Annotated in this window: 21 protein-coding genes; all 21 read right to left on the bottom strand. The window is 36.4% G+C overall.

Annotation, left to right across the window (positions count from 1 at the left end):
* Complete coding sequence (locus SLH52_RS07975) at positions 1–279, bottom strand: DUF503 domain-containing protein (protein WP_214482723.1); 279 nt, start codon at positions 277–279, stop codon at positions 1–3.
* Positions 279–2444, bottom strand: coding sequence for a translation initiation factor IF-2 (gene infB / locus SLH52_RS07970; protein ID WP_320208730.1), 2166 nt, complete (start codon positions 2442–2444; stop codon positions 279–281). The genes SLH52_RS07975 and infB overlap by 1 nt, the downstream gene beginning before the upstream one ends.
* Before the next feature lie 14 nt (positions 2445–2458).
* Complete coding sequence (locus SLH52_RS07965) at positions 2459–2758, bottom strand: YlxQ family RNA-binding protein (protein WP_320208729.1); 300 nt, start codon at positions 2756–2758, stop codon at positions 2459–2461.
* Positions 2751–3035: an RNase P modulator RnpM gene (gene rnpM / locus SLH52_RS07960; protein ID WP_320208728.1), complete on the bottom strand. Its 285-nt coding sequence runs from the start codon at positions 3033–3035 to the stop codon at positions 2751–2753. Before rnpM ends, SLH52_RS07965 begins: the two co-directional genes overlap by 8 nt.
* A gap of 28 nt (positions 3036–3063) precedes the next feature.
* Positions 3064–4170, bottom strand: coding sequence for a transcription termination factor NusA (gene nusA, locus SLH52_RS07955; protein WP_320208727.1), 1107 nt, complete (start codon positions 4168–4170; stop codon positions 3064–3066).
* A 68-nt stretch (positions 4171–4238) separates the two neighbouring features.
* A complete protein-coding gene (rimP, locus tag SLH52_RS07950; RefSeq protein ID WP_320208726.1) occupies positions 4239–4712 on the bottom strand; it encodes a ribosome maturation factor RimP in 474 nt (157 codons plus the stop codon).
* Between the two features lie 962 nt (positions 4713–5674).
* Positions 5675–9988 (bottom strand): PolC-type DNA polymerase III, encoded by a 4314-nt coding sequence (locus SLH52_RS07945; protein ID WP_320208725.1) that lies wholly within the window; start codon positions 9986–9988, stop codon positions 5675–5677.
* 58 nt (positions 9989–10046) lie between these two features.
* Positions 10047–11750 (bottom strand): proline--tRNA ligase, encoded by a 1704-nt coding sequence (locus SLH52_RS07940; RefSeq protein ID WP_320208724.1) that lies wholly within the window; start codon positions 11748–11750, stop codon positions 10047–10049.
* Between the two features lie 118 nt (positions 11751–11868).
* Positions 11869–13137 carry an RIP metalloprotease RseP gene (rseP, locus tag SLH52_RS07935; protein WP_320208723.1) on the bottom strand — a complete coding sequence of 423 codons (1269 nt, stop codon included), beginning with the start codon at positions 13135–13137 and terminating at the stop codon, positions 11869–11871.
* Between the two features lie 14 nt (positions 13138–13151).
* Positions 13152–14300 (bottom strand): 1-deoxy-D-xylulose-5-phosphate reductoisomerase, encoded by a 1149-nt coding sequence (locus tag SLH52_RS07930; RefSeq protein WP_320208722.1) that lies wholly within the window; start codon positions 14298–14300, stop codon positions 13152–13154.
* Positions 14301–14381: 81 nt separating this feature from the next.
* Positions 14382–15170, bottom strand: a complete 789-nt coding sequence (locus tag SLH52_RS07925) for a phosphatidate cytidylyltransferase (RefSeq protein WP_320208721.1) — start codon at positions 15168–15170, stop codon at positions 14382–14384.
* Between the two features lie 14 nt (positions 15171–15184).
* Positions 15185–15964 carry an isoprenyl transferase gene (locus SLH52_RS07920; RefSeq protein WP_320208720.1) on the bottom strand — a complete coding sequence of 260 codons (780 nt, stop codon included), beginning with the start codon at positions 15962–15964 and terminating at the stop codon, positions 15185–15187.
* A gap of 105 nt (positions 15965–16069) precedes the next feature.
* A complete protein-coding gene (gene frr / locus SLH52_RS07915; protein WP_320208719.1) occupies positions 16070–16627 on the bottom strand; it encodes a ribosome recycling factor in 558 nt (185 codons plus the stop codon).
* Positions 16627–17352, bottom strand: a complete 726-nt coding sequence (pyrH, locus tag SLH52_RS07910) for a UMP kinase (RefSeq protein WP_214482710.1) — start codon at positions 17350–17352, stop codon at positions 16627–16629. The genes frr and pyrH overlap by 1 nt, the downstream gene beginning before the upstream one ends.
* A gap of 90 nt (positions 17353–17442) precedes the next feature.
* Complete coding sequence (gene tsf / locus SLH52_RS07905; protein ID WP_320208718.1) at positions 17443–18324, bottom strand: translation elongation factor Ts; 882 nt, start codon at positions 18322–18324, stop codon at positions 17443–17445.
* A gap of 159 nt (positions 18325–18483) precedes the next feature.
* Entirely contained in the window at positions 18484–19182 is a 699-nt protein-coding gene (rpsB, locus tag SLH52_RS07900; protein WP_320208717.1) for a 30S ribosomal protein S2, read from the bottom strand.
* Between the two features lie 160 nt (positions 19183–19342).
* Positions 19343–19948, bottom strand: coding sequence for a DUF6115 domain-containing protein (locus tag SLH52_RS07895; RefSeq protein WP_320208716.1), 606 nt, complete (start codon positions 19946–19948; stop codon positions 19343–19345).
* Between the two features lie 6 nt (positions 19949–19954).
* Positions 19955–20260 (bottom strand): hypothetical protein, encoded by a 306-nt coding sequence (locus SLH52_RS07890; protein WP_320208715.1) that lies wholly within the window; start codon positions 20258–20260, stop codon positions 19955–19957.
* A gap of 387 nt (positions 20261–20647) precedes the next feature.
* Positions 20648–21415: a FliA/WhiG family RNA polymerase sigma factor gene (locus SLH52_RS07885; RefSeq protein WP_320208714.1), complete on the bottom strand. Its 768-nt coding sequence runs from the start codon at positions 21413–21415 to the stop codon at positions 20648–20650.
* Positions 21416–21832: 417 nt separating this feature from the next.
* On the bottom strand, positions 21833–22330 hold the full coding sequence (locus SLH52_RS07880) for a chemotaxis protein CheD (protein WP_320208713.1): 498 nt from the start codon (positions 22328–22330) through the stop codon (positions 21833–21835).
* Positions 22323–22964, bottom strand: a complete 642-nt coding sequence (locus SLH52_RS07875; RefSeq protein ID WP_320208712.1) for a chemotaxis protein CheC — start codon at positions 22962–22964, stop codon at positions 22323–22325. The genes SLH52_RS07880 and SLH52_RS07875 overlap by 8 nt, the downstream gene beginning before the upstream one ends.

Here is a 22964-nt window from a genome sequence, read left to right as displayed (position 1 = left end):
TCAAAACCACTCATACGTTGTAATCGTTCTTTCGATTTCAGGAAATGAATCAAGCAATTTTAAAGCATGTTGAAGTTCAATTTCACTCGTTTTTTTGTTGTTCGATACAGTTACAATGGCGATCTTTGTCCGTTGCCAAACGTCATGAAAATCGATTTCAGATACGGACACATTAAATTGTTGCTTTTGTCGAGTTAAGATACGTTGTAATACCGATCGTTTTTCTTTGAGTGAAGATGCATCATAAATGATGCATTCACATTCAACATAACCAATCATTATTTACTTACTTCTTCCATCACATATGCTTCGATGATGTCGCCATCCTTAATATCGTTGAACTTTTCAATCGTAATACCACATTCGTAACCTTGTGATACTTCTTTCACATCATCTTTAAATCGTTTGAGTGTGTCAATTTCACCTTCAAAAATGACAATGCCATCTCTAATAAGGCGAATCCCACTATCTCTTGTCACCTTACCGTCTGTTACATAACAACCTGCAATTGTTCCTACTCTTGAAACTTTAAATGTTTGACGAACTTCGACCTGACCAACCACTTTTTCTTCAAATTCAGGGTCAAGTAATCCTTTCATCGCAGCTTCAATTTCTTCAATTACTTTATAAATAATTCTGTGTAAACGGATATCTACATCTTCAGCTTCAGCAGTTCTTTTCGCATTAACATCAGGTCTAACGTTAAAACCAATAACAATTGCACTTGAAGCCGATGCAAGAATAATGTCCGACTCAGATATAGCCCCAACACCTGTATGAATAATTTTAATTTTCACGCCTTCAACATCTATTTTTTGCAATGCTGCAGCTAATGCTTCTACAGAGCCTTGAACGTCTGCTTTGACAATTATATTAAGGTCTTTCATTTCGCCTTGTTTAATTTGTTCGAACAAGTCGTCCAACGTAACTTTAGTTTTTTCACTTCTCTGCTCAAGCATTTGTTTCTGTAAACGCGCTTCTCCTACTTGTCGTGCAGTTTTTTCATCTTTAAATACCATGAATTGATCTCCAGCCTGTGGAACTTCATTTAAACCTGTAAGTTCAATTGGGGTTGAAGGCTCTGCTAGTTTTACTCGGCGACCGAGATCATTGACCATTGCTCTCACACGTCCGAACGTATTACCAACAACAATAGGGTCTCCTACATTTAGCGTTCCATTCTGAACGAGCAAAGTAGCAACGGATCCTCTACCTTTATCTAATTGGGCCTCTATCACTGTTCCAACTGCTTTTCTCGAAGGGTTGGCTTTTAGTTCTTCGACTTCAGAAACTAACTGAATCATTTCTAACAAATTGTCTATCCCTTCACCTGTAATCGCAGACAATTGAACAAAAATAGTGTCCCCGCCCCAATCTTCAGCGACTAAGCCGTGTTCTGTTAGCTCTTGCATGACACGTTCAGGGTTTGCTGATGGCTTATCCATTTTATTAACAGCAACAATGATTGGTACTTCTGCAGCTTTTGCATGGTTAATTGCTTCAACTGTTTGTGGCATAACACCATCATCAGCTGCAACAACTAAAATCGTAATATCTGTAATTTTGGCTCCACGTGCACGCATTGTTGTAAATGCAGCATGTCCTGGTGTATCAAGGAAAGTGATTTTCTTATCATTTGCAACAATTTGGTATGCACCGATATGCTGTGTAATCCCACCAGCTTCTTTTTGTGTAACTTTAGAATTTCGTATTGAATCTAACAAAGTTGTTTTACCGTGGTCAACATGTCCCATAATTGTTACAACTGGAGGACGCTCGCTCAAGTCAGCTTCTGAATCTTCCATTTCATATTTTTCAAACTCTGTCACATCAAATACGATTTCTTCTTCGACCTCAACACCATATTCATTAGCAACTAACTCAATTGCATCCTTGTCAAGATCTTGATTGATTGTTGCCATTACTCCTAAAAGCAATAACTTTTTAATGATTTCAGAAGGCTCTTTGTTTAATTTATTAGCAAGTTCGCCAACAGTTAAAGACCCTGTAAAAGTAATTTTTGATGGTAGTTCCTTTACCACTTTTTTTGCTGGCTGATGAGACTGTTGGTGATGTTTATTTTTGTTGTTGTTATTTTTTTTATTGTTTTTGTTCTTTTTATTTTTATTTGTTACTTTCTGACCCTGATGTTGGACTTGCAAATTTTGTTTTTTCCCTTCTCGTTGATTATTAGCCTTGTTTACAGGTGCTGAATTATTAGTGTTTACTTTTGGCTGCTCCTGTTTTGGCTTTTGTTCATTCATTTTCGGTGCTTCGTTTTGCTTTGAGCTATTATAGCTATTGTCTAGCTTATCAATCATGTTTTGATCGATCATAGCCATATGGTTGGACACTACAATATTTAAAGACTTAAGTTTATTAATTACCTCTTTACTAGATATGTTTTGTTTTTTTGCATATTCATAAACTCTCATTTTTCCCATATGGTCACCCCCAATTAGATTTCGAGCAATGAAATCAACTTTCGAGCAAATCCTTCATCAGTGACAGCGATGACGACACGTGCCTCTTTACCAATCGCTTGCCCAAGTGTGTATCTGTCATTAACAATGCGCAATGGTACACCATAATAATTACATTTGTCACTTATCTTTTTCATAGTATTAGGAGAGGCATCATCAGACAATAATATTACTTTTGCTCGATTATTACGAATTTCTTTCAGAACAAGTTCTTCTCCTGAAACAATTTTTCGCGCTCGATTCGCTAACCCTAACAAAGACATCCATTTATTCATGTGATGACTGTTTCTCCTTCTCGACAAGCTCTATTAACTGTTCATAAATAGCGTCTTCAATTTGTGCATTCAAATGTTTTGATAATTGATTATTTTTTCTTGCAAGAAGAATAATGTCCTTATCTTTCGTTAAGTAGGCACCACGACCGGCTTTTTTACCAGTTGGGTCGATAGATACTTCGCCTTCTTTGGATCGGACAATACGTATTAATTCTTTTTTTGGCTTCATTTCACCGCTAGCCACGCATTTTCTCATTGGTATTTTCTTTTGTTTCATTTTTGCACCTACCTCACTCGATTTTTCCTTATAAATCGAATGTCTCGTCATCAGGAAGCTTATCAAACAGTGGTGCATCATCAACTGGATATATTCCAAGCTGTTCCGCTTCTGATTGACTCTTAATATCTATTTTCCACCCTGTTAGCTTTGCTGCTAAGCGAGCATTTTGACCCCGTTTTCCGATTGCTAAAGATAGTTGATAATCAGGAACGATTACTGTCGTTGCCTTTTCTTCTTCGTTAACGATAACCTCCAATACCTTTGAAGGACTTAATGCATTTGCTACAAAATCAATGGTATCTTCCGACCAACGGACGATGTCAATTTTTTCACCCTTTAATTCATCTACAATCGCCTGTACCCGTTGCCCTTTAGGACCAACACATGCTCCAACAGGATCAACCTCAGGATTATCACAATGTACTGATATTTTTGAACGGTCGCCAGCTTCCCTTGAAACTGATTTAATTTCAACGGTCCCATCGTAAATTTCTGGTACTTCAAGCTCAAAAAGACGTTTTAACAGACCTGGGTGTGTTCTAGAAACAAAAATTTGTGGACCCTTTGTTGTCTTTTCAACTTTTGTAACATATACTTTGATTCGGTCATGAGGCTGAAATCTTTCATTTGGCATCTGTTCATTGACCGGTAACAACGCTTCAATTTTTCCTAATCCGACGTAAATAAACTTAGGATCAAGGCGCTGTACAATACCAGTCATGATGTCATCTTCTCGATCAATGAATTCAGTATAAATGACACCGCGCTCCGCTTCGCGAACACGTTGAGTTACGACTTGTTTTGCTGTTTGAGCTGCAATTCTTCCGAAATCTTTTGGTGTCACTTCTAATTCTACTACGTCACCGATTTGATAGTTCTGATTGATTTGTCTAGACTCTTCAACTGAAATTTCAAGTCTAGGATCGAACACTTCCTCAACGACATCTTTGCGCGCAAATACTTTCATAGATCCAACAGCTAAATTTAGGTCTACACGCACGTTTTGAGCTTGGTTAAAATTCCTTTTGTACGCGGATATTAGAGCAGCTTCAATCGCATCAATGATTATATCCTTACTAACTCCCTTTTCCTTTTCCAGCTGTGTCAAGGCATCTAAAAGTTCACTACCCATTTACTAATAATCCCCCTCACAATGAAAACTTTCTACAACTTAAGTATCCTTTTTCATTAAATTCTATTTTAGTGGAATGCTATTGCAAGTCTAGCACTGGCAACTTTATCATAAGGTATTTCAAGAACTCTTGTTCTCGTTTTAACCTTCATTGATATTGTAACAACTGTACCGTTAAAACCAGTCAACTCGCCTTCAAACTCTTTTGCTCCATCTACTGGTTCATAGGTTTTAATATATACATTTTTACCTATTGAATTAACGAAATCCTTTTCTTTTTTCAGTGGTCTTTCGGCACCTGGAGATGATACTTCTAGAAAATAATTATGTTGAATCGGATCAATTTCATCTAATTGTTCTCCAAGTTTTTCACTAACGATACCGCATTCTTCTATATCAATTCCGTTTTCTGAATCAATAAAAACTCTAAGGAACCAGTTTTGTCCTTCTTTCACATATTCAATATCCACTAATTCTAACTGCATTTCTGATAAAATAGGTATCACTAATTCTTCAACAATTTGTGTTACCTTCTTACTCATTTTCTTCCTCCTAACTTGAGAACCAAAGCCTTAGCTTAAAATAAAGAAAATTCATGTAGCTTGATCAGTCCATACAAGCACTTTAAACTTTTCATTTCATTAAGATACGTAATGCTTGAGATAGGTACCACTTGTGCTACACATATAGATGACAAGCATATGTCAAGATAAGCCAGCTAGATGATTGATCTTTCATCTTTACTATGGCATGACTTATGACCAAAGCTGATGATCATTTACCTAAGTACAAGTCGACAGCTATTAGGCTGTTTACTCAATGTTTGTTGATTTGCTCAAAAAATTAGCTCTTAACATCTTGTCTTCGTATGGAAACGATGACAGTAGATAATGCCTCTTACAGCTATTTTATTTTATTGAGCCTATTGCAACAAAGTATACGAAAATAGCCTACACTTAACGTGACACTACAAAAAATTCCCATTTACTACAAACGAAAGAGTGGGTTTCCCCACTCTTTTCTTTGCCGTTTATGATAGTATCTCCATAAAAACTATATCATAATCACCATATTAATGCAAATACTTTAGAAAAGCGGAAGTGCATCGGTCATCCCCGACAAGCGCTGGAGACATATCGCTTGAAGGCGCTTTTTGCCTTCAATTAATATGGCGAAGCGACCTCGAGGGGATAGGCATTGCAGCTAGACAATAGAAGAAAAGCGGAAGGCACTCGCTTAACGGCGACAAGCGCTGGAAGCACAACACATGAAGGTGCTTTTTACCTTCGAGTGTTGGGGTGAAGCGACTCTCAATCCTATTTAAAACCACACACACCCTATGGACAACGGAAGGTTGTCTTAATCCTCATTCCCCTAAACTCGCTGGAGTAGCGACATGCACTTGATGAAATGAGGACTGTAGCATGAAAAATTGATAAACTTAAGTCCTCTCTCGCCTTTTCGCATTTGGTCATAAAACAACAAACTTTACGAAAAGAGCCTTTTAAAATAGTGATAATTGATTTTTATCAGGTAAGGATTCTAAACAGCCATGGTTGTCTAAGTACTCAAGAATTGTTTTAGAAATCTTACCACGTTTTTGTAAATCCTCTTTTGAGAGGAATTCACCTTCTTTTCGTGACTTCACAATATTAATAGCAGCGTTAGTTCCCAAACCAGGTATAGAATTAAATGGTGGAATGAGCGTATTTCCGTCGATGATAAATTCATTCGCACTTGATTTGTATAAGTCTACCTTCTTGAAGGAAAAACCACGTTCACACATTTCCATAGATATTTCTAATACAGTGAGTAAATTTTTCTCCTTTGTACTAGCTTCTAAACCTTTATCATTTATCTCTTCAATTTTGGCTCGAATTGCATTCGATCCTCTCACCATTGCTTCTATATCAAAGTCTTCGGCGCGTACAGTAAAATATGCTGCATAGTATAGTAGAGGATGGTGAACTTTAAAGTAAGCTATTCTAACAGCCATTAATACATACGCAGTTGCATGGGCTTTTGGGAACATGTATTTTATCTTAAGACAAGAATCGATATACCAATCAGGCACGTCATTCTTTTTCATTTCTTGCATGAATTCATCTGTTAACCCTTTCCCTTTACGAACAGACTCCATTATTTTAAATGCAAGTGAAGGTTCCAGTCCCTTGTATATTAAGTAGACCATAATATCATCTCGACAACCGATCACTTCACTCAATGTACAAATCTTATTATGGATTAACTCTTGTGCATTACCAAGCCATACATCTGTCCCATGTGAAAGACCAGATATTTGCACGAGCTCAGAAAAGGTTGTTGGCTTCGTATCTTCTAGCATTTGCCTAACAAATCTTGTTCCAAACTCAGGAATACCGAGTGTTCCTGTTTTACACATAATCTGTTCCTCAGTGACACCTAATGTCTCTGTTCCACTAAATATTTTCATTACCTCTGGATCATCTGTAGGTATCGTCTTAGGGTCAATTCCACTTAAATCTTGTAGCATCCGAATGACTGTTGGATCATCATGACCGAGTATATCTAACTTTAATAGATTGTCATGGATTGAGTGGAAATCAAAATGAGTCGTTTTCCACTCAGAGCTTGAATCATCAGCAGGATATTGAATTGGTGAAAAGTCATAAATATCCATATAATCTGGGACAACAATAATACCACCTGGATGTTGTCCAGTAGTACGCTTCACCCCTGTGCACCCAGATACTAATCGATCAATCTCCGCTCCCCTTACATGCAAATTGTGATCATTCGTATATCCTCTTACGAAGCCATATGCAGTTTTTTCTGCAACAGTACCGATTGTACCAGCACGGTATACATTATCTTCTCCAAATAAAACTTTCGTATAATCATGAGCAATTGGCTGGTATTCACCTGAAAAATTCAAATCTATATCAGGTACTTTATCCCCTTTGAATCCTAAAAACGTTTCAAAAGGAATATCGTGCCCGTCTTTATTATAGTTAGCGCCACACTGAGGACAATCTTTGTCAGGTAAATCATAACCTGAACCAACTGATCCATCATTAAAAAATTCCGAGTGTTTACATTCTGGACAAACATAATGAGGAGGTAAAGGGTTTACCTCAGTTATTTCAGTCATTGTTGCTACAAAGGAAGATCCAACGGATCCACGAGAGCCGACAAGATAGCCATCATCTAATGACTTTTTCACTAATTTATGAGAGATTAAATAAATAACTGCAAAACCATGACCAATGATGCTTTTTAATTCTTTCTCCAGTCGTTTTTCCACAATTTCTGGTAACTCATTGCCATAAATATCACGGGCTTGATTATAACTCATTGCCCTGACTTCTTCATCAGCCCCATCAATTTTTGGTGTATACAAATCATCTCTAATAGGTTTTATTTCATCAATTTGATCAGCAATGCTTACCGTGTTTGTAACAACAATCTCTTTAGCCCGTTCTTTACCTAGGAATGCCATTGCTTCTAGCATATCATCAGTAGTTCTAAAATGTGCATCAGGTAGTTTGTGTCGATTTAACGGGTTAGCACCACCTTGAGAACCGATTAGAATTCTCCGATAAATCTTATCTTCTGGATCCAGATGGTGGACATTGCCTGTAGCAACAGTAGGAATGGCTAATTTCTCACTTAAATCAACGATTTTTGTAATAATATCTTTTATTGCATCTTCATTTCTAACGAGTTCAAGCTCAATTAAATGCTTATATAAATCAGGTGGAAAAACTTCTAAGTAATCATAAAACTGTGCTATGCTCTCGACCTCATCTGGAGATTTTTGCATCATTCCTTCAAAAACTTCTCCTCGATCGCAAGCAGAACCGACGATGATTCCTTCACGGTATTTTTGCAATAGTGACCTAGGAACGCGCGGTACACGGAAAAAATATTGCAGATGGGAAAGTGATACGATCTTAAAAAGATTTTTAAGTCCAACATCATTTTGTGCTATTATCGTCGCATGAAATGGACGCGATCGTTTATATGAATCATTCCTAGCCATCTTATGATTAAGCTCATTATGATTTTCTATATCTTTATCATGAGCATCTTTTAACAATTTTGCTAAAAGGTATCCAGTGGCTTCAGCATCGTAAATAGCACGGTGATGTTGCGTAAGTTCTATGTCAAACTTTTTACATAACGTATTCAACCGATGGTTTTTTAGTTCTGGATATAATGCACGTGCTAATTCTAGAGTGTCTATTACCGGGTTTTTGGCTTTATCATAGTCAACTTTTTTATATCCTACATTTAAAAAACCCATATCAAAGCTTGCGTTGTGAGCAACTAAAATATCATCTTCAACCCAATCATGAAATTGCTTTATGACAACATCAATGTCAGGTGCGTCTTTAACCATATCATCAGTAATCCCTGTCAATTCAATCGTAGTTGCTGATAATGGATGGTGTGGATTGGCAAATGCTTCAAAGCGATCAATGATTTCCCCATCCTTCATCTTAACGGCTGCCAGCTCTATAATTGTATCGTAAACAGCAGACAAGCCCGTTGTTTCTACGTCAAATACAACATAAGTGTCATCTGATAGTAGTCTATTCTGTTCATTGTATGCTATAGGAACCCCGTCATCTACCAAGTTCACTTCTAAGCCATATAGTATTTTCACTCCATGCTTTTTACCTGCAGAGAAAGCCTCTGGGAAAGACTGTGCGACTGCATGATCAGTAACTGCTATTGCCTTATGACCCCATTTTTTTGCTTGCTCAACTAATTTAGTAACAGAAGTTACGGCATCCATTTGACTCATCGGCGTATGCAGGTGTAGTTCCACACGTTTCTCATTAGCTGGTTCGTTATCAAGTCGTACTTGACCCTTGATTTCATTAATATCATTCGCAATCATGACTAAATCACGGACAAAAGTGTCGTTTTGAACGCTACCTCTAACTCGAACCCACATGCCTTTTTGGACCGCTTGTAAAAGAGATACATCCTCTTTATCTCGAGAAAACATTTTCACTAAAATAGAGCTCGTATAATCGGTTACTTTAAATGTTAACAATGTTCGACCACTGCGGAGCTCTTTCGTTTCAGCATGAAAAATATATCCCTGAATGGCTATTCTCCGCTCTTCGTCTTCTATTTGTTCAATTCTGCGAATATCCTCATCGTCTTTAATCGTATAACCGATTGTTAGCGGTCCTTTTCTTTCTACATTATCAGTATTTTGATCCTCTTTCTTTTGCATTTCTGCAATGGCTGTCATAACTTTTTGTTGATCTTCTTGTTGCTTTTGTTCAACAAATTTTTCATATTCTTTTTCCGAGTAGTTCACTTCTGTTTCTAGCTGTAGGTATGGGAACCCAAATTGTTGATACACTTCCCCAATATCTTTAGCAAATTTTCTCTTTAAAGCAACAGCTTCGGTATCATTTCGAACTTTGACAATTGCATTAATTCCATTCAAGTGAGGAGTTTGCTCATGTAGCAGGTTCAGTAAGGGTGATTGAATACCTTCAAACTCAAGTAAGCAAACAGTCCAATAAGCCTGAAAGTCCTCTTCTGTAAACTGCTTGTCCTTCGCTAATATTGAAAAAGTTACATTTGCTATATGAGCAAAGGATTTTTGCAAGGCTAGGCTAAATGACTTATAGATGTCTATCGGTAGGATGGATGCTACTTGAAATAGAAAATGCCAAGACTTCTTTTCTTTATCGATAATAAGCTTTATTATTCCTGCTTGATGAAAATGCTTAACAAATACATCGTCTGTAAAATTAATCTGTTGGAGCAGGAGTTGAAACCGTTCTTTTTGCTCTTGTGATAATTGTTCCATTCTATCCCCCTCCTATCTACCATATAGAAAACTCGGCACAAGCCGAGTTTTCTATATATTATTTTGCTATGTTTTTTTTAATCGTATTTATCAGGTCAGTCTTATGAACTTCAATCGTTTCTCCAGAATTCCTAAACTTCACTTCAACGATTTCCTCAGCAGCTTTCTTACCAATTGTTATACGAACAGGCAGGCCTATTAAATCTGAATCTGAAAACTTCACTCCAGGACGTTCTTGTCGATTATCAAATAGGACGTCGATGCCAGTTTCTTGGAGAGCCCCATATAATTCTTCAGCTAATTGTCGTTGTTCATCATTTTTTATGTTTACTGGAATAAGATGAACATCATAAGGTGAAAGGACAGATGGCCAAACTAAACCATTATCATCATGAAATTGCTCAGCAACAGAAGCGAGGATTCTTGATACTCCGATACCGTAACAACCCATAATCATCGGTTGATTTCTACCATTTTCATCTAAATACATACCATCCATCGCTTCACTATATCTCGTGCCTAATTTAAATATATGACCAACTTCGATGCCCTTTGCAAAGACAATTGTACCATTACCATCTGGGGAAGGGTCACCCTCTTGAATAAAGCGTAAATCTTCATATGCTGATACGGAAAAATCACGATCAGGGTTTACCCCTGTATAATGGTAGTTCTCAACATTCGCGCCACAAACTCCATTTACAATCGCTTTTACAGCATGGTCTGCAATAATTTCTATATCATCTTGTACTTGAATAGGACCTAACGACCCAACAGTACAATTCATCATTTGTTTTGTTTCTTCAGCAGATGCTAATTCAACGCTTGATGCATTGTACAGGTTTTTCACTTTAATATCATTTACTTCATGATCACCACGAACTAAAACCAGTACAAACTTATCATCAGCTTTGAATAATAGAGATTTAATACATTTATGCTCATCAACTTGTAAATGATGAGCAACCTCTTGTATCGATTTTTTATCGATGGTCTCTACCTTTTGTAGGTCTGCGGCAGCTTCATCACTCTTAACGTATGTAGCAACTACAGGTGCCATCTCAATATTTGCAGCATAATCAGAGCTATCGGAGTATGCAATAGTATCCTCTCCTACATCTGATAACACCATAAACTCATGCGTATCTTTACCACCCATTGCACCAGAGTCAGCAATAACAGCCCTGTAATCTAAGCCACACCTTCTGAAGATGTTTCCATATGCTTCATACATCTTGTCATACACTTCATCTAATGACTCTTGCGAAGAATGAAAGGAATATGCATCTTTCATAATAAACTCTCTACCACGCAACAATCCGAAGCGCGGCCTTTTTTCATCACGGAATTTAGTTTGAATTTGATATAGAGTAAGTGGGAGTCGCTTATAACTCTTTACTTCATCTCTTAATAGATTCGTAATTACTTCTTCATGGGTTGGCCCTAAAGCAAAATCTCGGTTGTGACGATCTTTTAGTCTTACTAGTTCAGGGCCATATGAGTACCAGCGTCCAGACTCTTGCCACAGCTCTGCTTGTTGAAGTGCTGGCATTAATAACTCAACTGCGCCTATGCGGTCGAGTTCTTCACGAACGATTGTCTCAATTTTGTGTAACACTCGCTTGCCCAATGGAAGAAAACTATAAACACCACTGGCATTTGAACGTATAAAGCCTGCTCTTAGCAAGAGCTGATGGCTTTTCACTTCAGCATCAGCAGGCACTTCCCGCAATGTTGGAATAAATGTTTGACTTTGCTTCATTTCAATTTACACCTCTTATTTCTTAACGGACTTTTAAAAGCTTAAAACTTACTGAAAGACTCTTCTTTTTGATATCTCTACTAAATTAGAACAACGAGAAGAGATAATACAGAACAGCTTATAGGAAGAACCTTTGGATGTCGTTCCATGTCACTACTAACATTAATAACATTAATAAAGCAAAACCAATAAAGTGGACCATACCTTCCTTTTGACGATCAATTGGTTTTCCTCTAACAGCCTCAATGGCAAAAAACATTAATCGACCTCCATCTAAGGCCGGTAATGGTAGTAAATTCATAATACCTAAGTTAATGCTCAATAAAGCTGCCCATCTCATTAAATATAACACACCAGATTGAGCTACTTCCTCTGTTGTTTTGTAGATGCCAACTGGGCCTGATAGCATATCAAATGAAAATTGACCAGTTATTAATTTCCCAAGTAAAATGATGATCTCTTTTGTCCAAACAAAAGTTTCTTCAGCTCCAAATGCAATTGAACCGAGTATCGATTGATTCACCGAAGGGTATACACCAATTTGTCCAATTTTCACCCCTTGAACCTCATTTAACTTCGGAGTAACAGCAATTGTTTCTGATTGTCCATCACGTTCAATTGTGAATAACAGCTGCTTTTCAGGGTTATTTTGAATCATTTGAACGACTTCATCCCAAGAAGATAATTGTTTGTTATTAATTGCTAATACAATATCACCTTCCTGTAACCCAGATTCCACTGCAGCACCACCTTCGATGACCTCCCCTAATTGTGGATCATCAGACGGGTAGCCTTGAATGAAAGCAATGACCATAAAAAGAACGGCAGCTAAGACGAAATTCATAAGTGGACCTGCAAAAATAGCTAGTGTTCGTTGCCACAACGTCTTCGAACTAAATTGTCTAGAATATGGGGCGATTTGGATGTGTTGTTCATCCTGAATAAAATGTGCCGTTTCACTCACTTCAAAACGTACAAGTTTTTCATCATTATCTTCTTCATAGCCTGTTATATACAGATCGTGCTCTAAATCAGAAAATTCTACTTCAACGATTCTTGCATCAGGGTATTTGTCCTTATTGTTTAGAACGATGTTTGTTACTTTTCCTTGTTGATCAAACAACAGACCGATGCTATGCCCTGGTTTGATTTCTATCATTTCAGGGTCTTCACCAGCCATTCTTACAAAACCACCGATAGGAAGAAGCCTAATCGTATAAAGCGTTTCTTTCTTTTTGAAAGTAAACACTTTCGGTCCAAATCCAATCGCAAATTCTCTACATAAAATTCCAGCTCGTTTTGCAAAAACTAGATGACCTAATTCATGAACAAAAACTAACGCTCCAAAAATAATTACAAAAGCAATTACCGTATTTAGCGTATCCACATATCCAACCACCTTTAATTTATTAGTGTTTTTATGTACTTACGAGTGTCCGAATCTACTGTGCGTATACACTCTAAATTAGGGTTTTTAATTGTACGGTGTTGCTCAAGTGATCTTTCAATAAGTTCTTCAATTTGAAGGAAGGTAATTTCCTTTCTAAGAAAGGCAGCAACAGCTTCTTCATTTGCAGCATTTAACACTGTGGGCATTGTTCCCCCTTCTACTCCTGCCTCGTAGGCAAAACGTAAACACTGGTATCGATTAACGTCTGCTTTCATAAAATGCAGAGCTCCAATCTCCACAAGATCCAATCTCTTTGTATTGTTAAACACAAGCCTATCAGGGTATGATAGCGCATATTGAATAGGAACACGCATATCAGGATTTCCTAATTGGGCAATAATGCTACTGTCATGAAATTGGACCATTGAGTGTATAATGCTCTCTTTATGGAGGACGACATCAATATGTGTATAAGGAATTTGAAAAAGCCAGTGCGCTTCGATAACTTCAAGACCTTTATTCATCATCGTTGCAGAGTCTATCGTTATTTTTGCTCCCATCGACCAGTTAGGGTGATTTAATGCTTGCTCAACAGTAACATGCTGTAGTTCATTTCTCTTTTTATCACGAAAGCTTCCACCAGAAGCGGTTAAAATGAGCTTCTCAATCGTTTTTTCTTGTTCTCCCTGTAAACATTGAAAAATAGCAGAATGTTCACTGTCAACTGGTAGAATTGAAACTCCGTTATTTCTTGCCATTTCCATAACGATATGTCCTGCTGTTACAAGCGTTTCTTTGTTGGCAAGAGCAATTGTTTTTTTGGCTTTAATAGCTTCAATCGTTGGTATAAGACCTACACTTCCAACCACTGCATTGACGACTATCGATGCTTGCTCATGGGTTGCGGCATGAACTAAACCATCCTCACCATAAACAAACCTTATATCATTAGTAAATTCACTCTTTAATCGATCAGCATCTTCTTTATATTTAACAGATACGAGCTTAGGTGAAAATTCATGAATGATTTTCCTCGCTTCTGGTATATTCTGTCCTACAGAAATTGCTACAAGGCTAAAATGGTCTTGGTGTAGCTTAATAATATCTAGCGTCTGCTTCCCTATAGAGCCAGTAGCCCCTAATAAACTAATGTGCTTCAAACGATACACTCCCCATATCCATTCAAAATTGACAAACGTCTTTTTTTCTGTTAAATCCTATCCATGCCATACACTAATGCGCTACAACTTGATTAAAAAATATAATATCGGTAAAACGAAAATCAAGCTATCAAAACGGTCTAATATTCCCCCATGCCCAGGTAAAATACGTCCAGAATCCTTTACCGCATAATGACGTTTAAACGCTGATTCGACTAAATCGCCTATTTGTCCAAAAATAGATAAAACGATAGCAATGCCTAAAATACTAATCATTGTAAAATCATCAATAGGAGCAAACAGTTTAAACAAAACCGCAGCAATAAGTGCACAAGCAATACCACCTATTGATCCTTCTATTGTTTTATTTGGACTAATTTCAGGCCAAAGCTTATGCTTGCCAAATTTGCGACCGACAAAGTATGCACCAGAATCTGTTGAGAAAATAACTGCAAATGCAAAGAATATATAAGTTAAACCAACTTGTCTCGTTTCTATAAAATAATAAAATCCAATTCCAACATATAATGTAGCAACTATGATAAATCCAACATCATCAAAAGAAAACTTGTTATTTGTCAACACAGTATACGATAAAAAAAGTAAAACAGCGAATAATAAAAACTCAACTTTCATAAATGGAATTCTGTCTAGTAACAGGGGGTGATCTGGTACGAGTATTACCCATAACATAAGTATGCTAATTACCCCTGGAAATGACAAAATTGAGATGCGTTTCATACGTAAAAGTTCATATAGCCCTATCGTAGCTATTAAATACATCACCGCAATAAATGGAAGGCCACCATAAATGACGATAGGCAAAAAAACTGCTAGCGCAATAGTAGCTGTTATAATTCTTTGCTTCATATTTATATCATCCTTTACACGCCGCCAAAGCGTCGAGCTCTTTTTTGAAACTCGTCAATCGCCTCTAGAAAATGTTGCTCTGAGAAATCCGGCCATAACGTTTCAGTAAACCAAAACTCTGCATACGATAGCTGCCAAAGCATGAAGTTACTTAGACGAACAACACCGCTCGTTCTAATTAATAGGTCTGGATCTGATAATTCTTGCGTCATTAAATAAGTTGAAAATATATCCTCTGTGACCTCTTCTTCTTTTAATATACCTGATTTTTGGTCTGCTATAATCGAATTTACCGCTTGAACAATTTCATTGCGGCTGCCATAATTTAATGCAAAATTTAAAATCATTCCATCATTATCGCTTGTTTTGTTAATAGCATTTTGCACAGCACGGAAAGTGTGTTCTGGTAAGCTATCTTTCATCCCCATTACTCGAACTTGTACATTTTCCTTAATTAATTCAGGTAAGAAAGTTTGGAGAAATTCTTCTGGTAGCTTCATTAAGTAATCAACTTCACTTTTTGGTCGCTTCCAATTTTCTGTTGAAAATGCATATAACGTTAGTACTTTTACACCTAGAGAATTTGCTAGCTTCGTTATCTTTCGGACAACCTTCGTTCCTTCATGGTGTCCTGCAATGCGTGGTAATGCTCTTTTTTGTGCCCACCTTCCATTGCCATCCATAATAATTGCAATATGCTCAGGTATTGGATTCTTTTTAATCGTATCTATTGTATATACTTGCTCTGAAGAATTTGGTTTACGATTCTTCCAAAAGTTTAATTTATGTAGCATACAGGTTTCCTCCGTCACCCTTAACAATCTATATTGTCTCTAGTTTAACAAAAAAACCCCCTGTTTAAAATAGAGGGTACTTTACATATTGTACAACGATTATGCTTATACTTCCATAATTTCTGCTTCTTTTTCTTTAGCAACCTGATCAATTTTTTTAATATGATCATCCGTTATTTTTTGAATATCCTCGGTTAGTCCGCGAAGCTCATCCTCAGTGATTTCACTATTTTTTTCAAGCTTTTTTAATTCGTCATTTCCATCACGACGTACATTACGCACTGCCACTTTTGCTTCTTCACCGTATTTTCTTACTACTTTTGTTAATTCTCTACGGCGCTCTTCAGTTAATGCTGGTATCGTAATTCGAATAATTGAACCATCATTAGATGGTGTTAATCCGAGGTCAGCCTTTAAGATTGCTTTTTCGATATCACCTAAAGATGATTTATCATAAGGTTGAATAGTTAACATACGTGCTTCAGGTACAGTAACTGTTGCTAGTTGATTTACCGGAGTTGGTGCACCATAATAATCTACTGTCACTTTATCTAATAATGAAGGGTTTGCACGACCAGCTCTTACTGTCGCTAACTCTCTTGAGAATGCTTGAATAGCTTTTTCCATTTTAGATTTCACACTATTAATAACTTCTTTTGACATTATTTTTTCCCCCTTACTAATGTTCCGATATTATCACCTAATACCGCTCGTTTAATATTTCCTTGCTCCATAATAGAGAAAACGATAAGTGGTATGTCATTATCCATACAAAGAGAAGATGCTGTTGAGTCCATGACACCTAATCCCTCTTTTAGTACATCCAAATATGATAGTGTATCATATTTTTTTGCAGTTTGATCAATTGTTGGGTCTGCACTATATACACCGTCAACATTATTTTTTGCCATGAGTATAACATCTGCTTCAATTTCCGCTGCTCGAAGTGCTGCAGTAGTGTCTGTTGAAAAATATGGATTACCCGTTCCAGCAGCAAATATGACAACACGTTTTTTTTCAAGGTGGCGTATTGCTCTACGACGAATATATGGCTCAGCAACTTGTCTCATCTCTATAGAGGTTTGTACACGAGTTTGTACACCGGAATTTTCAAGGCTATCTTGAAGCGCTAATGAATTCATGACAGTAGCTAACATACCCATATAGTCTGCTGTAGCTCTGTCCATTCCCATTTCACTACCTATTTTTCCACGCCATATATTTCCTCCACCTACTACAACAGCAACTTCAACACCTAGTTCTGCAATTTCCTTTACTTGATCAGTTACTGAGGAGATCACTGCTGGGTTAATACCAAATCCTTGTTCACCTGCTAATGCTTCTCCACTTAGTTTTAATACAACTCGTTTATACTTTGGATTATTCATACTAACCTCCACTAGAAGTTCTTTAAGCTAAATGACTTTAAAAAAAGGGAACACACTTGTGCTCCCACTATTTTAGCTAAAATTTGGTGCTTACTTTTTCACTTGGCTCATAACTTCTTCAGCGAAGTTTTCTTGACGCTTTTCAATTCCTTCTCCAACTTCAAAGCGTACAAAACTTTTTACAGTAGCTCCTTTAGCTTCAACAACCTGTTTTACTTTTAAATCAGGGTTTTTAACAAATGATTGATCTACTAAACAAATATCTTCAAAGTATTTGCTTAGGCGTCCTTCAACCATCTTTGCAACGATTTTTTCAGGCTTTCCTTCGTTTAATGCTTGTTGAGTCAGAACTTCACGCTCACGTTCAACTTCATCTTGAGAAACTTGATCACGTGAAACATATTTTGGTTTGATCGCAGCGATGTGCATAGAAACATCTTTAGCAGTCGCTTCATCAGTAGTTCCTTCTAATAAAGTCAAAACTCCAATTCTGCCCCCCATATGAAGATATGCACCAAAAGCATCATTATCAGTTTTTGTAACAATTTCAAAACGACGTAAAGTCAGTTTTTCACCAATTTTTGCAATTGCAGCATTGATGTATTCTTGAACAGTCGTTCCGTTGTCCATCTTTTGTTCATGAGCTTCTTCAACCGTGCTTGGCTTGTTAACTAATAAATGTTGAGCTAATTCTTTAATTAACGTTTGAAACCCTTCATTCTTTGCAACAAAATCTGTCTCTGAATTTACTTCTAGTATAACAGCTTCATTTCCTGATACTTCAATATATGCAGAACCTTCTGCAGCAATGCGGTCTGCCTTTTTCGCAGCTTTAGCAATACCTTTTTCACGTAAAAAGTCAATTGCTTTTTCCATATCACCATCTGTTTCTGTTAACGCTTTTTTACAATCCATCATTCCTGCGCCAGTTTTTTGACGAAGTTCTTTTACCATTTGTGCAGTAATAGCCATTATGAAAATTCCTCCTTATATATATGTATCATAGTTTAAATATTAATAAGATGTTCTACTCGCTTATAGTATTAACTCAATGGTATATAACTTGTGTATTTTCTCAAAAAAAGGTGATAGAAGGCAAATCCCTCTTATCACCTTTTGTAAAAATTTTACTTAAGCTGAAGTTTCTTCACCTTGTTTTGCTTCTAAAATTGCATCAGCCATTTTAGATGTTAACAATTTAACAGCACGAATTGCATCATCGTTTGCTGGAATTACGTAATCAATTTCGTCTGGATCACAGTTTGTATCAACGATTCCAACAAGAGGAATGTTTAATTTATGAGCCTCTGCAACTGCAATACGCTCTTTACGAGGGTCGATGACAAAAATAGCATCCGGAAGACCCTTCATTTCTTTAATACCGCCTAAGAATTTTTCTAAGCGTTCTTGTTCTTTTTTAAGTTGTACAACTTCTTTTTTAGGTAAAACATCGAAAGTACCGTCTTCTTCCATTCTTTCGATATCTTTTAAACGATTAACTCGCTTTTGAATTGTTGAGAAGTTAGTCAACGTTCCACCTAACCAACGTTGGTTTACATAGTACATACCTGAACGTTCAGCTTCTTCTTTAACTGAATCTTGAGCTTGCTTTTTCGTTCCAACGAAAAGGATTTTACCACCGTTACCAGCGACTTCCTTAACAAAGTTGTACGCTTCTTCAACCTTTTTAACTGTTTTTTGAAGATCGATAATATAAATTCCGTTACGCTCAGTAAAGATGTAACGCTTCATTTTTGGGTTCCAACGGCGTGTTTGATGACCGAAATGAACACCAGCTTCTAAAAGTTGTTTCATTGAAATGACTGACATGTGTTTTCCTCCTAAAATGGTTTTTGCCTCCGCTTGCTTCATTTTTAAACAAATCTGTTATAACTTAATAATAACAGCACCATTGTTTAAATCAGCAACCGTGTGTATTAACACCAAAAAAAAATATAACATATTCATAGCATACAATCAAGTTTAAATATTAGTTTTCGTTAAATTTAAGAAGAAGTTCTATTTCTGTTTTACCCTTATTTAATTGTTTGGCAATCTCTTCAATACCATACCCTTGACTTCTTAAATCCAATACTTTGTCTTTGAAAGTTTGTTTCTTTTCGCCACTCATTGCTGGCTCTTGATTATAAGGTTTAATATCATTTCTGTTCGTTTGCTTTACATTTTCATAGCCATTATTACGATAGTCTGGAAGTAAATCTTTTATATCCTCATTTGATAACGTATCAATATCGTAGATGGATGAATTTCCTTGCTCTATTTTATCGTTATTCACCTTCGTGTTAGTCTGATTGTCAACATATTGCTGGACTTCGTTAGTTATAGTAGTCTCACCCGCAGTTGGCGGTGAAGATTGTTCTTCTGACTTAACTGCTTGGACTCGATTTAGAAATTGATCATTTTGTTCTTTCATCTCGACAACAAAGCTTGCTATAACACTTTCAAGGTCCTTAATCATTCTTTCTTGTTTTTTTTCAACTTCGTGTAATCTTGATAGTCTCAAATAGAGGATAATAATTAGCCAAAAAGCTATAGCTAATAATAAAAAATATAATATTGCTAACAATGGATTCATCGTAATCTATCCTTTATAATCAATGATGTTTCCTTTATATGGGTGCTGCTCATCATTTGTAAATTCTTCTTCCTCGTTTTCTTTCGTTTTTGATTGCTGAAATTCTGCGTCATTATTACCATTTGTAAGTTCAGCCTTTTCATTTTTATTCTTGTTGTTTACTTGCTTTCTTTTACGCTTTTCTTCTTCTTCTATACCAATTGCGAGTTGCTCTTGCATATGCTGTCCTCGCTGTTCAAGCTGTTCTTGTATTTTTCCGATGTCTTGTGTTCTAGGAAGTGCAACTTGTAGTTCAACTAATTTTAAACTCATAATTTTTCACTTCCTTCTCAAAGGATTATAATTTGCGGTGTTTTATCATTCGTTTTGAATATTCCATAAAGGCAGCTTACGCATTAATTACTGTTATTCATACTAAGATATAGGCACGCATACAAATACATCCTTCACATCTTTATACTTATTAAAAAAGAGGAAAATCCTATAACCTCACTTTCTTGTTCTATGATAAAAACAATAGCAGCAAAGTTTAGAAGGCTTCTTTCGCATTGTTTGTTGTTTTCGTATATCAACAAACAAACACGTACACAACTAGAATTCGGGGCATCTTCTCTTCTCTAAAAACTATAAAAATCAATTCATACACATCAGTTAACTCAAATATTAGTGGAAATAGCCACAAAGTTTGCGCAAAGAGCCTTACGAAAAGATCTTTGTTAAAATATCCTTTAACTTAAATAGTGCTTTTGAATGGATTTGTGATATTCTTGATGTTGATAATCCCATCACTTCTCCAATTTCTGTTAATGTTAATTCTTCTTTATAGAACAAACTAATAACAAGTTGTTCTTTTTCATTTAATTCCTTAAGAACATCTACTAGTTGATTAACTAACTCATTTTTTAATAATTGTTCTTCAGGGATGATTGATTTTTTATCAACGATTGTATACGCAATTGGATCTTTTTCTTCCGATTCTTTGTTATGCTCATCCATGGATAATACATTAGCAAAAAAGCCTTCCTGGATCGTAGAATATACTTCATTAACGCTAATATTTAATTCATTAGCAATTTCATCAGCTGTTACGTTCCTTAACAACTTTTGTTCAAGTTGTTGAGTAGTTGCTTCTAGCTTTTTAGCCTTTTCTCTTGCACTTCGTGACATCCAATCTTCTTTTCTAAGCCCGTCAAGTATAGCACCTTTAATTCGAAATGATGCATACGTATCAAATTTCAAATCTCGTGAAGTGTCGAACTTTTCCAAGGCATCAAAAAGCCCAAATAAACCATAACTTTTCACATCATCTAGATTAACTGTCTTCGGTAACCCTACAGATATCCGTTGAACATGATACATTACGAGCGGCATATATTTTTTCACAAGTGCATTCCCAGCATTTTCATCACGAGTTTGTATCCACTTTTCCCAGAGTAACTGATCCTCACTTTCTAGCTTGAGCGCCATTATTATCCTCCTTGTAATGAACTCGTTCAAGTAAACTTGAACATCGATGAACCAGTTGGAGAGTCTACTCCATTAATGTAAAGACTGCTTTCGCATAACCTGTTGCTTACCTATCGTTCAGGTCATCTTGTTTATGATAAAACGATGGCTGATGTAAAAAACGACAAATTTTATCTCCTAGTTTAGGAAAAATAGCCACAAAGCTTAGCTTAAAAAGATCCCTCCGATTGAGTATGGGGTCAAATCCCTAAAACCGAATGAATAAAATCTATAAACTCATTTGTGCTCATGTCAAAATATAATGCCCTTTACATCTATTATTGTTGCTAGATTATTAGAGAAGTCCATAAATGCATGTATTATGTGATTCTTTTGTTTTTACAGCTAAAATGAACGTGTTTTATACGCTAAATAATTTTATATAATAATAATACCTTGATTAACTGTTCTTATTGTTAAGAGACGGCTTTGAGGACTAAATTCAATTGTCCTACCACTGTTTCCACCAACATCTTCTGATTCAATATTGATTTTTTCCGTATATAAATACTGCTTCACAGCTTCAACATTGCGGTTTCCAATTCTCATAAGATCATTTCCTTTAGTAAACTGGAACATTTGTGCTCCACCAGCTATTTTTGCAAGCAAATGATATTTAGATGCACCTTGCATAATAAGTTGATCAATAAGTACTTCAATTGCCGTGTCCGCATATTTAGCTTTATTAAGCGCCCCTGCTTTAGCCAAGGAGGAATCAGGTAGCATCACATGTGCTAAACCTGCAATATCTTTGAATCTGTCGTATATAACTACTCCAACACAAGAACCTAATCCTGATGTCCTTATGATATTGGGGCCTCTTACAATATTCATATCTGCAATACCCACTTTTACAACAGATAATGCTTCATTCATGCCCTGATACCCCCAGGGCATGAAAAAGCTTCGTAAAAGAATTTGGATCAGGCAGCAAAAATATATGTCCTTTCACACCTTCAAGAATGGATTGATCTGACTCTATGACACTTGTGTCTATGACTATCGCATAGTCACTTACTTGAGATAATTGTATTAAACCTACACTTATAATTGCTCCAACAAGATCAATGCTAATTTGCGGCACTGACGGATACATATTCAACTTCGTAAAATCAGATAATGAAGATAGATAAGAACTAGACAAGATGTTCCCTAACTCTTCCAAAGCAGACAAGGCTAGTTGATCATAAGGCGGGCCTTCGAACGTAAAATTGCTCAAGCCTGTCCACTGTTGAACTAATAAAGAAGCTTGTTCAAGTGGGAGAAGGAAAAACATCGTACCGGGTGCGTCACCTTCAATCTGTAAAAAGACACTGGCAACAACATTGTCAGAACCTCCAGCTAAATCCATCATTTCATCGAAGGATACAATTCTTACCTCAGGAATATCCATCTCAATTTTCTTATTTAGAAGCTTAGAAAGGGCAGTAGCAGAATGACCAGCACCGATATTTCCAATTTCCTTTAAAATATCTAGATGTGCCCGATTAAACTTTTCAATGAAAGTCAT

This window comes from Cytobacillus sp. IB215665, from assembly GCF_033963835.1.
Lineage (GTDB): Bacteria > Bacillota > Bacilli > Bacillales > SM2101 > Nanhaiella.
The sequence above is the reverse complement of the archived record's forward strand: the minus strand, read 5'-3'. Positions and strand labels throughout refer to the sequence as shown.

Bases quoted from the DNA above. Each gene is read 5' to 3' on its own strand.
- SLH52_RS07975 (WP_214482723.1), bottom strand. From the start codon at position 279: ATGATTGGTTATGTTGAATGTGAATGCATCATTTATGATGCATCTTCA.
- infB (WP_320208730.1), bottom strand. From the start codon at position 2,444: ATGGGAAAAATGAGAGTTTATGAATATGCAAAAAAACAAAACATATCT.
- SLH52_RS07965 (WP_320208729.1), bottom strand. From the start codon at position 2,758: ATGAATAAATGGATGTCTTTGTTAGGGTTAGCGAATCGAGCGCGAAAA.
- rnpM (WP_320208728.1), bottom strand. From the start codon at position 3,035: ATGAAACAAAAGAAAATACCAATGAGAAAATGCGTGGCTAGCGGTGAA.
- nusA (WP_320208727.1), bottom strand. From the start codon at position 4,170: ATGGGTAGTGAACTTTTAGATGCCTTGACACAGCTGGAAAAGGAAAAG.
- rimP (WP_320208726.1), bottom strand. From the start codon at position 4,712: ATGAGTAAGAAGGTAACACAAATTGTTGAAGAATTAGTGATACCTATT.
- SLH52_RS07945 (WP_320208725.1), bottom strand. From the start codon at position 9,988: ATGGAACAATTATCACAAGAGCAAAAAGAACGGTTTCAACTCCTGCTC.
- SLH52_RS07940 (WP_320208724.1), bottom strand. From the start codon at position 11,750: ATGAAGCAAAGTCAAACATTTATTCCAACATTGCGGGAAGTGCCTGCT.
- SLH52_RS07925 (WP_320208721.1), bottom strand. From the start codon at position 15,170: ATGAAGCAAAGAATTATAACAGCTACTATTGCGCTAGCAGTTTTTTTG.
- SLH52_RS07920 (WP_320208720.1), bottom strand. From the start codon at position 15,964: ATGCTACATAAATTAAACTTTTGGAAGAATCGTAAACCAAATTCTTCA.
- frr (WP_320208719.1), bottom strand. From the start codon at position 16,627: ATGTCAAAAGAAGTTATTAATAGTGTGAAATCTAAAATGGAAAAAGCT.
- pyrH (WP_214482710.1), bottom strand. From the start codon at position 17,352: ATGAATAATCCAAAGTATAAACGAGTTGTATTAAAACTAAGTGGAGAA.
- tsf (WP_320208718.1), bottom strand. From the start codon at position 18,324: ATGGCTATTACTGCACAAATGGTAAAAGAACTTCGTCAAAAAACTGGC.
- rpsB (WP_320208717.1), bottom strand. From the start codon at position 19,182: ATGTCAGTCATTTCAATGAAACAACTTTTAGAAGCTGGTGTTCATTTC.
- SLH52_RS07895 (WP_320208716.1), bottom strand. From the start codon at position 19,948: ATGAATCCATTGTTAGCAATATTATATTTTTTATTATTAGCTATAGCT.
- SLH52_RS07890 (WP_320208715.1), bottom strand. From the start codon at position 20,260: ATGAGTTTAAAATTAGTTGAACTACAAGTTGCACTTCCTAGAACACAA.
- SLH52_RS07885 (WP_320208714.1), bottom strand. From the start codon at position 21,415: ATGGCGCTCAAGCTAGAAAGTGAGGATCAGTTACTCTGGGAAAAGTGG.
- SLH52_RS07880 (WP_320208713.1), bottom strand. From the start codon at position 22,330: ATGAATGAAGCATTATCTGTTGTAAAAGTGGGTATTGCAGATATGAAT.
- SLH52_RS07875 (WP_320208712.1), bottom strand. From the start codon at position 22,964: ATGACTTTCATTGAAAAGTTTAATCGGGCACATCTAGATATTTTAAAG.